The organism is Exiguobacterium sp. A1_3_1, assembly GCF_048985645.1.
Taxonomy (GTDB): domain Bacteria; phylum Bacillota; class Bacilli; order Exiguobacteriales; family Exiguobacteriaceae; genus Exiguobacterium_A; species Exiguobacterium_A indicum.
Window position 1 is genome coordinate 1 of sequence record NZ_WBYY01000108.1, and the last position, 10,984, is coordinate 10,984.

Genomic DNA, 10,984 nt, shown 5'->3' on the forward strand with positions numbered 1-10,984 from the left:
GTTCTAGCCTGAACGTATTGACGCGGGGAAATACACAGGTGACCCATTATATAGAGGATATCCGCCGTCTATCGACGAGTCTGTACGCGAATCGTTCGTTGATGAACATCATGCGCGTCGGGGCAGATCAGGAACTAGACGAATCCGATGGAGTCGTTTCGCGGGCGATGTTAGGTCTGTTTTTATCACGTCAGGATATCGAGCAGTTACATTTCGTCATTTTAAATGGTTATTCGGAGTATTCGGTCTATAACATGAAAACAACGAGTCGAGGAAAGTTTGATTGGATGCAAGAAACGGATTATTTTCGATTGATGAAACAAAAAAACGGCTGGTTGATTGACGAAGCGCACACGATTGAACCATATAATGTGCACACGATGATTCTTGATGAAAAACAAGTCGTTAGTTTTCGTTATCGCATCGATCGTGTCGAAACAGATGAGCCACTCGGCTTCCTTTCGGTGGATATTCCCGTCCGTGTATTTGAACAACAGTTAAAACTGTTCGAGAATGATCCGGAAGAGTCGTTATGGTTGATGACAGAACAGCGTGTGTTGGCACAGACTGGGGCAGAGATGGAACTACCGGTCGATCGATTCACTGGGCAGAGTGGGAGTTTACGTGTCGGAAAATCGTTCTTCGTCTACTCAAAGACGATGACGAATGGCGTTCCACTCATACTCGTCAAACGGATTCCGTATGCGTCAGTCATCCAAGGGGCGAATGAAACGGCATTGATTCTTGTTTTGATTGGTCTCGTCTCACTGTTCGTTATGATCATTGCCGCAAGTCTCGTTGCCATGCAGATCACGAAGCCAATCAAACAGTTGACAGCAAACGTCTAGCGAGTCGAACAAGGGGATTTATCAGCACCATTCGTTGCGACGACGAATGACGAGATTGGATTACTCAACCGTCAGTTCCAACGCATGATTCAACGGATTGATCGTTTAATCAAACGGGAGTATCGACTGGCACTCGAAAACCGGACGAATGAGCTACGGGCATTACAATCTCAGCTCAATCCGCACTTCTTATTCAATGCCTTACAATCGATCGGAACGACGACGTTACAAGGAGACCGGAAGATCGCGTACCGCTCCATCACCGGATTATCACAAATGATGCGCTACTCGATGAATAATGAGCAGACGATCGTGACGTTAAAACAAGAAGTCGATCATCTTCAAGCGTATATTCGTTTGCAACAGCAACGTTTTCCGGAACGTTTCCGTTATATCGTTGACGTCCCGTGGCATCTCAATGACATTGAAGTGCCGAAGATGGTCTTGCAACCGTTCGCTGAAAATTACTTTAAACACGGCTTTCGACAGCAATTAGCAGCGACGGAGAACTATCTTGCTTACAAAGTCCGGACGGATGGCGGACGCCTCATTATTCAAATCGAGAATAGCGGTGCCGTCCTCGAAACAGGACGACTTGAAGAGATTGATCGTAAAATGCGCATGCATCGTAGCCCAGAGGATCTCGAGACGAGCGGCATTGGTCTCCATAATATTTATGAACGGCTCTTGATTTTTTACGGGGAACAAGCAAATATGACGCTCTCTTCTTCAGCTGTAGAGGGCGGATTCAAAATCGTGATTCGGATTCCATATGAGAAGGGGGACTTGGCATGAACGTGTTGATCGTAGACGATGAACGACATGTACGGGAAGCGGTCAAATTGCTCGGGGAATGGGACAGTTGGCAGGTCTCACATATTTACGAGGCGGAACATGGGGAAGAAGCGAAACGATTACTGGATACTGGAACGATCGATTTAATGCTGACAGATGTCGAAATGCCTGGACTCGACGGATTAACATTACTAGAATGGACAAAAAATCATCATCCAAAGGTCGTCACGATCGTGCTGACAGGGTATGATGATTATACGTATATGCGACGTGCCATTTTGCATCAATCCTTTGATTATTTATTGAAGCCGGTTGATCCAGATGTACTCAATGATGCCTTGTCCCGCGCGATGGAATGTATCCATCCGGTAGTGGAATCAGGGGAAGCGATTGATCAAATCGCCAAATACATCGAAACGCATTATGCGGAAGAATTGACACTGCAATTCATGAGCGAACGGTTTTACTTGAGCCGAGAGTATATATCACGACGCTTCAAACAGCGTTTTTCTGTTAACTTATCTGATTACATCCAAACGATTCGCTTGAATCGGGCGAAGGAATTATTGAGTGAGACGGAAGCACGCATTTACGAAATCGCACTTGAAGTCGGATATCAGGACGATAAGTATTTTCGGAAAGTGTTCAAAAAACAATTCGGTATGACACCGAATGAGTTTCGTGAATTGTTGTCGATTTAAACGACTATCGAGGAGGAATCGTACATGAGTGTACACATTAACGCAGCTGAAGGACAAATCGCCGAAACGGTCTTACTTCCAGGAGATCCGTTACGTGCTAAATACATCGCTGAGACGTTTTTAGAGGATGTTGTTCTTTATAACGAGGTTCGAGGCATGTATGGCTTCACAGGTACTTATAAAGGGAAAAAAGTTTCGGTTCAAGGAACAGGTATGGGTGTACCATCGATGTCGATCTATGCGAACGAACTCGTTCAGTCATACGGTGCGAAGAACTTGATCCGTGTCGGTACTGCCGGTGGGATCACGCCAGACGTTAAAGTTCGTGACGTCGTCATCGCGATGAGTGCTTCGCATGACATGGCACAGAACCGTGTCCGTTTTAATGGACTAGACTACGCACCGACAGCTTCTTTTGATCTGCTGCATAAAGCATATACAGCAGCTAAAGAACAAGGTATCGATGCAAAAGTCGGTCAAATCTTCACGACGGATCAGTTCTATCAAGATGATTTCCATCATTTCAAAAAATGGGCGGATTTCGGATGTCTCGCAATCGAGATGGAAGCGGCAGGTCTTTACACACTTGCAGCAAAACATAAAGTAAACGCACTGACGATCCTGACGATTTCAGATCATCTGTTGACAGGTGAAGAAACGACATCGGAAGAGCGCCAGACGACATTCAACGATATGATGAAAGTCGCGCTTGAAACAGCGATTCAATTATAAGAAGTAAGACGGAGAAGCCTCTCCGTCTTTTTTCATAGTCGAAAAGAGATATGGTAAGATAAAGGCAGTGTTATAGATCAGTTAAAGGGGAGATTCTCGGATGGAGACAACGATGACAGAGACAGTGCTTTCAGAGCGCCTTGAGACACAGCGTCACTTTTTCCAAACAGGTGCAACACGTAGTCTAGCTTTTCGCTTAAGCATGCTGACATTCTTACGCCAAGCGATTGAAACGCATGAAGCGGAGATCTATGAGGCATTAAAACAAGATCTCAATAAAGGACAGCATGATGCTTTTACGACGGAAATCGGTTTCGTTTATGGGGAGATTCAACGGATGGAGCGACAACTCCGTCGACTGGCACGCCCGAAGCGTGTCGCAACACCGCTTCTGCATATCGGCTCAAAAAGTGAAATCCAGTATGAACCCTATGGCAACGTTCTTGTCATCGCGCCATGGAACTATCCTTTCCAGCTGGCACTTGCTCCGGTCATTGGTGCGATTGCAGCGGGGAATACGGTCGTCCTTAAACCATCCGAGCTGACACCGAACGTCTCTCGTGTATTACGAGAAGTTTTTGAAACGGCATTCCATGAACGATTCGGAATCGTCATAGAAGGAGATGCTGAAGTCAGTAGCGCTTTATTAAACGAACGCTTTGATTATATCTTCTTTACGGGTTCCACACGCGTCGGAAAAATCGTGCATCAAGCTGCAGCGAAGCATTTGACACCGGTCACACTTGAACTGGGTGGTAAATCACCGACAATCGTTCACAAGGATGCGGATCTTCGTCTAGCAGCGAAGCGGATCGCATGGGGAAAATGGCTGAATGCCGGACAGACATGTATCGCCCCGGATTACGTATTGATTCATGAGGACGTTAAAGAACGTTTCTTGCAGTTGATTGAAGAAGAAGCCTTCAAACAGTATGGGAATGGCGTCGGCGTCTCATCCTACGTCAAAATCGTATCGGACGATCATCTGAATCGCCTCAGCAGTTACTTGTCGCAAGGGACGATCGAATTCGGTGGACAAGTCGATCCGGAAACGCGTAAGATGGCGCCGACCGTCATGACGAATGTAGCGGTGGATGCTCCAGTGATGCAAGACGAAATCTTCGGACCGATCCTGCCGGTGTTGACCTACCGTGAAATCGAAGAGGTCATCGCGTTCGTCAATAATCGTGACAAACCGCTTGCACTTTATCTGTTCACAGAGAACAAAGCCGTCGAACATCGTATCCTTGAACGGATTTCATTCGGTGGTGGATGTGTCAATGACACATTGATGCACGTCGCACAACATCACTTACCATTTGGTGGAGTCGGGGCGAGTGGCATGGGTGGATATCATGGCAAGTATAGTTTCGAGACGTTCAGCCATCGTAAAGGAATCGTCAAAAACACGACGACTTTCGATTTACCTTTCCGCTACATGCGAACAAATAGCAATTCCAAATGGATGCGCTTTTTGTTATGATGAGCTGTATTGAATACGTGGTATGAGAGGGATTTTGATTGTGAAGAAGAAATTAATTCGACTCATGAAAAAAACAGGTATGGTGGAGCGAAGTCTTCGGGTCATGATGCGAATCTTCACCTTATTTCCGGTACGGAAAAATCGTGTCATGTTTGAAAGCTTTTTGGGCAAACAGTACAATGATAGTCCTAAAGCCATCTACGATGAGTTGAAAAAGATGAACGTTGACTTAGAATTGATCATCAGCAAACAACGCGGTGTTTCTATGACGGATGAACAGGTGACATCTGTGAATCGGATGACGATCAAATGGATTTTTTTATTAGCTACTTCTCGCGTTTGGGTGTCCAATAGTCGCCTTCCTTCATGGCTAGTAAAACGAAAAGGTACTCTATATTATCAAACATGGCACGGAACGCCACTCAAAAAATTAGCGCTTGATATGGTGGATGTCCGAATGGCGAACACATCAACTGATCAATATAAAAAAGATTTTGTAAAAGAATCAGCAAAATGGGATGTCCTTCTCTCTCCGAACGCATACTCGAGTGAAATTTTTAAAAGAGCGTTTGGATACGAAGGAAAAATGTTAGAAATCGGATATCCTAGAAACGATGTGCTGTACCAAAATGAAAAACATGAAAGTATTATTGAGCGGGTAAAGGCACATTATCAAATAGAAACCGATAAAAAGATTATTTTATATGCTCCAACATGGAGAGATGATGATTACGTTGAGCAAGGAAACTACTCATTTACGTTACCTTTCTCCATTGAACGATTTGAGGAAGAATTTGGAGATGAGTATACAATGCTTGTACGACTCCATTATCTTGTTGGCGATCAATTGGATTTGAGTGCTGTCTCAGCGATTAAGAATGCCTCTAGATATCCGGAAATTTCTGAGCTATACTTAGCGGCAGATATCTTGATAACGGATTATTCCTCAGTGATGTTCGATTATGCGCACTTAAAACGTCCGATGCTATTCTACACCTATGATCTCAAACATTATCGTGATCATCTAAGAGGATTCTATTTTTCTTTTGAGGAAGAAGCACCGGGTCCGTTGATTCAAGAAGAGCAAATTCTTTTTGAAGAAATCAGACAGATCGAGTCGTGGGAGCGACGATTCGATTTGAAAAGTGAAGCATTTCGTCGTCATTATTGCGAATGGGATGACGGTCACGCAGCACAAAGAGCTGCGCTGGATATCTTAGAGAATATTAAATAAACGGGGAGTGTTTTTAGATGAAGAAGGTCATTACGTACGGTACATTTGATTTGTTACATTGGGGACATATCAATATTTTACGTCGCGCTAAAGAAATGGGAGATTACCTCATCGTGGCAATTTCGACAGATGAATTCAATCGTCTTAAGCATAAACAAGCGTACCATAACTATGAGAATCGTAAATTAATCTTAGAAGCAATTCGTTATGTGGATGAAGTCATTCCAGAGAACAACTGGGAACAAAAAGTAGAAGACGTTCAAAAACATAATGTTGATGTATTCGTTATGGGTGACGACTGGAAAGGTGAATTCGACTTCTTAAAAGACCATTGTGAAGTCGTTTACTTGGAGCGCACTGAAGGAATTTCAACTAGCCAAATTAAGAATGAGCTAGGCTCGAATTAATGGATGAAGAGACCTCGCGGGAGTGAGGTCTCTTTTTTAAGGGAGTCACTAAATATGCGTTCAATGATTATTTCGATCTATTTATTTATCTTTCGAATAGTCTATCAACTATTTTGTTTTTTACCCATTCAAGAAAAGACGTTATTTTGGATGAGCTATGGTGAAAATGCTATGCCAATACATCTTCGCTTAAATCAACGAAACAACCAACAAAAGCAAGTTCTTATCTTCGACGAACGCTATATGCGGGCGACAGATTGTTGGAATGTCAGTCGCAAAATTGCTTATCATCCAATGCGATTGATTACGATTTCTTATCATTTAGCTACTTCTCGTCATGTTTTTTTAGATAATTATATTGGAGAATTCAGCGTTTCCTCTACTCGAAAAAATACAAGGCGGATTCAATTGTGGCATGCCGCTGGAACGTTAAAACAGTTTGGGCTGACCTCATCGAAAACTCGTTCGATGTCCACGTCGACACAGAAACGATTTCGACGTGTCTATCAAGAATACGGAGATTTTATTGTTCCAGGAATGCGGTGTGCTGAACAATTCATGATGCCGCACGATTTAGAACGATCCCACTTTAAAGCGTTCGGCATGCCACGAACGGACTATTGGTTTGATGAGGAGCAACGAAAACAGAAAACAGTGGAATTAAGAAAACAATACGCAAAGACTGATCGTCGGATCTTATTGTATGCACCGACATACCGGGAATACAAAGAAACAGAAGATCATACGATTCAACAGTTTGAAAAACTTGCTCAAGCGGGATGGACGATTCTCGTTAAATTGCATCCGACGATTCAAGCGCTTTCGACCTATCGTTCTAGCCATATCCATCTTGTGGACGATACGTATTCAATCAATGATTACTTGCTGATCACAGATGTGCTCGTAACTGATTATTCCTCCATTCCATTTGAAAGCTGTCTCCTCAACATTCCGGCGTTCCTGTACACACCGGATATCGATACATATCGACAACTACCAGGTCTCGTCGATCAGTATCCGAAACCATTGCCTGTGCGACAGACGGAGCGAATGGAACAATTGATGGATTGGATCATGTCTGAGACGATACTAGAAGAGTGCCGTCAGCACATGGAGGAATTTCAAACGAGTTGGTATGATCATCCCCCTGGTCAAGCAGTGGAACGCATCGTTGATCATTATTACGGAGATATATGATACTCAATCTGACGATTGCTTTAGTTTTAGAAAGCGGTCGTCAGATAAATTTTCGAAAACAAATGTGAAACATTGAACAAAGTTTGACAATCTTTTGAAAATCCATTCTTTTCGACTGTGATGTTCTATACTAAAAGCAGAAGAAGAGGAGAGGAGAAATGGATATGCTAACTTGTGGAACGACTGAAGCCAATACGTTCGTCTTATCACCCGAAACGCGAACGTTGCTTGAGAGCTTCATGACAGAAACGACGTTCAAAAAGGATTCCATTGTCTGTTGGGAAGGGGAAATGAACGATAAGTTGTTTTATGTGAAACAAGGAGGCGTCAAACTATCGAAGTTGACGAAAAAAGGCAGTCCATTACTCATGTTTTTATATTTCAAAGGAGATTTGTTTGGCGAATTTGATGTAGGAGAAGCTTTTCCGAGTTCCTACAGTATTGAAACGATGGAAGATAGCATCATCGGATTCTTATCGAAAAACCAATTAGAAGAGCTTATGAAAAAAGACGGTGCCTTTGCGCTTGAGATCATGCGATGGCAAGCATTAATGCGGAAGCAAACGGAAACGAAATTACGTGACTTACTACTGTTTGGAAAACCAGGGGCATTAGCTTCGACGTTACTTCGCTTGATTGCGATGGAAGGGGAACAAGTGGGAGAAACGTATCGTCTTGCGAAGCGACCATCCGACGGTGAGTTTGGTCAATTGATTGGTGCACCACGTGAGACCGTTAATCGTATGTTTTCTCAGTGGAAAAAAGAAGGGGTCGTTTCGATGACAGCAAAAGAAATCACCATTCACGATCCGCAATATCTACGGGATCTGTGTCATTGTGAAGGGTGTCCAGCAGGTGTTTGTCGAATTTAATAAGATGTACGAATCATCCCGACGCGAAACAGGACTTTCCTGTCTCGCGTTATTTTTGTGTATAAAATTTTTTTCTACGCTCGTTTAGATGTGAACTTTCTGTGTGTTTTCGAAATGAAAAGTGCGGAATTTTCATATTTAAAGTGATATTTATCACAGTTTCCAGACTTGCTGAATTCTTACAATAAAGACAAGTTCAGAGTAGGAAAGGAGTAATCACGATGAGTCAAAAGACAGAATCGAACCTAAAAGGAACATTCGTTGCCGTCCTGATCGTAGCAGGTGTCATCATCGGGATGTGGAGTTCAATCTTTCTATTGTTCATATCACGTTAAGGAGGAATCACGATGCACATTCATCGTTTAGAAAAAATCTGGCTGATCTTCGGAGTAGCGATGCTCGCGATCTTCTTGACGATCATCGGTATATCCGCTTTTGCATCCGGAAATCAACCGCCATCCGATGCGACATTGATTGATCCGACGAAAGTCGATCAGACGAAACCGTTTGATAAGCCAGGACTAAAGAAAATTGATGACAACCGATATGAAGCGGTCATCGTTTCACAAGCTTTTCAGTTTACACCCAAAGATATGGTCATACCTAAAGGGGCGACAGTCGATTTTCTCGTGACATCGAAGGACGTCGTTCATGGATTTGAAATCGTTAAGACGAACGTCAATATGATGGTCGTTCCCGGACATATTAATTCGATTGAGTATACGTTCAAGGAAGCAGGCGAATATCTCATCGTCTGTAATGAATATTGTGGTAATGCCCATCATATGATGGCAACGAAAATCAAGGTGGTGGAATAAGATGAATGCTATATCAAATAAACTAAGACAGTTCGAGATGGAGCGTGGTCTACCCGCTACCGTCATCGGAGTCAAGGAAGCGAAACTGGCCTTTGCACATGTTAGTTTTTCACTTGTCGCCTTATTGATCGGTGGTCTATGTGGATTACTACAAACGATGGTACGGACAGGTGCCATTCCAGAAATCGCTGGAATCGGATACTATGAGCTTCTGACTGCTCACGGATTGATGCTTGCAATCGTCTTTACGACGTTATTCATTTTCGGATTATTGTTCTCATTTTTAGGTCAATCGTTCGGACGCTTCGAAGAGTTTCCGCGACGTCTCGGATGGGTCGGGTTCTGGTTCATGATTCTTGGTGTCGTCCTCGTCACGTGGATGGTGCTTGCAGGTGAAGCTTCCGTCCTCTATACGTTCTATGCACCACTCAAGGCACATCCTGTTTTTTATATCGGACTCGTCATCTTCGTCGTCGGAACGTGGATCGCGTCTGGTGCCATGTTCCGAATGTATGCTGATTATAAGCGGGAACACCCTGGTGTTCATCCACCGCTTCAAGCCTACATGAGCATTATGACTGCCTTGTTATGGGTGGTTGCGACACTCGGCGTAGCGGCAACGATTCTCTTTCAACTTCTTCCTTTATCTCTTGGTTGGACGGATAAGGTCGGGATCGAGCTATCTCGGACGCTATTTTGGTACTTTGGTCATCCGCTCGTCTATTTCTGGTTGTTACCTGCCTACATCGTCTGGTATACGGTCATTCCGAAAATCGTTGGTGGGAAGATTTTTTCTGACGCGTTAGCACGCATGTCGTTCTTGTTATTCCTACTCTTTTCATTCCCTGTAGGTTTTCACCATCAATTGTTAGAGCCAGGGATTTCTGCATTTTGGAAGTATGTCCAAGTCGTCTTGACATTCCTCGTCATCATTCCATCATTGATGACTGCCTTCTCGATGTTTGCGACATTTGAGCTAGCAGGTCGCCGTAAGGGAGCAACTGGCATATTTGGTTGGGTGAAGAAAATGCCATATCGGGATGTCCGGTTCCTTGCACCGTTCATCGGGATGTTGTTCTTCATTCCAGCAGGTGCAGGTGGTGTCATTAATGCATCGCATCAGCTGAACATCATCGTTCATAACACATTATGGGTTACGGGACACTTTCATATCACGGTCGGTGCTGCTGTCGCACTAACGTTCTTCGGAACAGCCTACTGGCTTGTCCCGCTCCTACGTGGTCGGACGTTAACAGCGGCAATGAATCGTCTTGGACTTATTCAAACGGCTGCCTGGACGATCGGAATGCTCTTCATGTCGACTGCGATGCACATCTCAGGATTACTCGGTAATCCACGACGGACGGGACCAGCCACCTACTTCAAGGATTCAATCGTCGCTGACTGGATTCCATATCATGTCGCAATGGCGATCGGCGGAACGATTTTATTCATCTCGATTCTGCTATTCCTCTATGCGATGTTCCAACTGGCCTTCCGAGCGCCAAAAGGAACGGAAGAATTTCCGATTGCTGAAACGGAAGAAGAGGCGATGGCAACGCCACTCTTCTTTGAAAATTGGAAGCTATGGATTTTCGTGACGTTCGCTTTGATTGCGTTTGCGTACACGGTACCGATTTGGCATATGATTGAAAATGCCCCTCCAGGAGCTCCCGGATGGAGACTCTGGTAAGACAGTGAAGAGGGGACTGACTCAAAAAAAGAATGACGCGTCATTACACACCATTTCCTCAGGCGAGACAAAGCCCCCCTTTCCTACTTCATTTAAGCAAGAAAGGGGGGCTTGTTTGTCTCTGACAACGCATAAATGCGCTTTTCCTGTAGGAGTTGCGTGTGACGCGTCATTCTTTTTATTACGAGATAAGGGAGGCAGATC

Annotated in this window: 12 protein-coding genes and 2 pseudogenes; 13 read left to right on the top strand and 1 reads right to left on the bottom strand. The window is 44.1% G+C overall.

All coding sequences use genetic code 11. The annotated features are described in order from the left end of the window. The 13 genes and pseudogenes from F8N00_RS11775 to F8N00_RS11835 form a co-directional block, all read left to right on the top strand. Positions 1–848, top strand: a pseudogene (locus F8N00_RS11775) (two-component sensor histidine kinase); the annotation flags it as partial. 12 nt (positions 849–860) lie between these two features. Next, positions 861–935, top strand: a pseudogene (locus tag F8N00_RS11780) (HAMP domain-containing protein); the annotation flags it as partial. Next, a complete protein-coding gene (locus tag F8N00_RS11785) occupies positions 933–1,643 on the top strand; it encodes a sensor histidine kinase (protein ID WP_421018259.1) in 711 nt (236 codons plus the stop codon). The pseudogene F8N00_RS11780 and the gene F8N00_RS11785, both read left to right, overlap by 3 nt. Further along, entirely contained in the window at positions 1,640–2,344 is a 705-nt protein-coding gene (locus F8N00_RS11790) for a response regulator transcription factor (protein ID WP_023467243.1), read from the top strand. The genes F8N00_RS11785 and F8N00_RS11790 overlap by 4 nt, the downstream gene beginning before the upstream one ends. A 24-nt stretch (positions 2,345–2,368) precedes the next feature. Next, on the top strand, positions 2,369–3,076 hold the full coding sequence (gene deoD / locus F8N00_RS11795; RefSeq protein WP_023467244.1) for a purine-nucleoside phosphorylase: 708 nt from the start codon (positions 2,369–2,371) through the stop codon (positions 3,074–3,076). A 100-nt stretch (positions 3,077–3,176) separates the two neighbouring features. Continuing rightward, complete coding sequence (locus F8N00_RS11800) at positions 3,177–4,559, top strand: aldehyde dehydrogenase (RefSeq protein ID WP_035398803.1); 1,383 nt, start codon at positions 3,177–3,179, stop codon at positions 4,557–4,559. A gap of 40 nt (positions 4,560–4,599) precedes the next feature. Further along, on the top strand, positions 4,600–5,793 hold the full coding sequence (locus F8N00_RS11805; protein ID WP_023467248.1) for a CDP-glycerol glycerophosphotransferase family protein: 1,194 nt from the start codon (positions 4,600–4,602) through the stop codon (positions 5,791–5,793). Between the two features lie 17 nt (positions 5,794–5,810). Beyond that, on the top strand, positions 5,811–6,200 hold the full coding sequence (gene tagD / locus F8N00_RS11810; protein ID WP_023467250.1) for a glycerol-3-phosphate cytidylyltransferase: 390 nt from the start codon (positions 5,811–5,813) through the stop codon (positions 6,198–6,200). Positions 6,201–6,263: 63 nt separating this feature from the next. After that, the gene (locus F8N00_RS11815) at positions 6,264–7,397 is read left to right on the top strand and encodes a CDP-glycerol glycerophosphotransferase family protein (RefSeq protein WP_235515859.1); all 1,134 of its coding nucleotides are present in this window, start codon (positions 6,264–6,266) and stop codon (positions 7,395–7,397) included. Positions 7,398–7,555: 158 nt separating this feature from the next. Continuing rightward, on the top strand, positions 7,556–8,269 hold the full coding sequence (locus F8N00_RS11820; protein ID WP_023467252.1) for a Crp/Fnr family transcriptional regulator: 714 nt from the start codon (positions 7,556–7,558) through the stop codon (positions 8,267–8,269). Between the two features lie 221 nt (positions 8,270–8,490). Further along, positions 8,491–8,604 carry a hypothetical protein gene (locus F8N00_RS11825; protein ID WP_023467253.1) on the top strand — a complete coding sequence of 38 codons (114 nt, stop codon included), beginning with the start codon at positions 8,491–8,493 and terminating at the stop codon, positions 8,602–8,604. Between the two features lie 12 nt (positions 8,605–8,616). Continuing rightward, positions 8,617–9,087, top strand: a complete 471-nt coding sequence (locus F8N00_RS11830; protein ID WP_023467254.1) for a cytochrome c oxidase subunit II — start codon at positions 8,617–8,619, stop codon at positions 9,085–9,087. 1 nt (position 9,088) lies between these two features. Continuing rightward, positions 9,089–10,780, top strand: a complete 1,692-nt coding sequence (locus F8N00_RS11835; protein WP_023467255.1) for a b(o/a)3-type cytochrome-c oxidase subunit 1 — start codon at positions 9,089–9,091, stop codon at positions 10,778–10,780. A gap of 21 nt (positions 10,781–10,801) precedes the next feature. Here F8N00_RS11835 and F8N00_RS11840 read toward each other — a convergent pair. After that, positions 10,802–10,984, bottom strand: a 183-nt coding sequence (locus F8N00_RS11840) for a hypothetical protein (RefSeq protein WP_421018258.1), incomplete at its 5' end; no start/stop codon positions are given.

Excerpts from the sequence above, each read along its gene's own strand:
- deoD (WP_023467244.1), top strand. The coding sequence starts at position 2,369 with ATGAGTGTACACATTAACGCAGCTGAAGGACAAATCGCCGAAACGGTC.
- tagD (WP_023467250.1), top strand. The coding sequence starts at position 5,811 with ATGAAGAAGGTCATTACGTACGGTACATTTGATTTGTTACATTGGGGA.
- F8N00_RS11825 (WP_023467253.1), top strand. The coding sequence starts at position 8,491 with ATGAGTCAAAAGACAGAATCGAACCTAAAAGGAACATTCGTTGCCGTC.
- F8N00_RS11830 (WP_023467254.1), top strand. The coding sequence starts at position 8,617 with ATGCACATTCATCGTTTAGAAAAAATCTGGCTGATCTTCGGAGTAGCG.
- F8N00_RS11790 (WP_023467243.1), top strand. The coding sequence starts at position 1,640 with ATGAACGTGTTGATCGTAGACGATGAACGACATGTACGGGAAGCGGTC.
- F8N00_RS11820 (WP_023467252.1), top strand. The coding sequence starts at position 7,556 with ATGGATATGCTAACTTGTGGAACGACTGAAGCCAATACGTTCGTCTTA.
- F8N00_RS11800 (WP_035398803.1), top strand. The coding sequence starts at position 3,177 with ATGGAGACAACGATGACAGAGACAGTGCTTTCAGAGCGCCTTGAGACA.
- F8N00_RS11785 (WP_421018259.1), top strand. The coding sequence starts at position 933 with ATGATTCAACGGATTGATCGTTTAATCAAACGGGAGTATCGACTGGCA.
- F8N00_RS11815 (WP_235515859.1), top strand. The coding sequence starts at position 6,264 with ATGATTATTTCGATCTATTTATTTATCTTTCGAATAGTCTATCAACTA.
- F8N00_RS11835 (WP_023467255.1), top strand. The coding sequence starts at position 9,089 with ATGAATGCTATATCAAATAAACTAAGACAGTTCGAGATGGAGCGTGGT.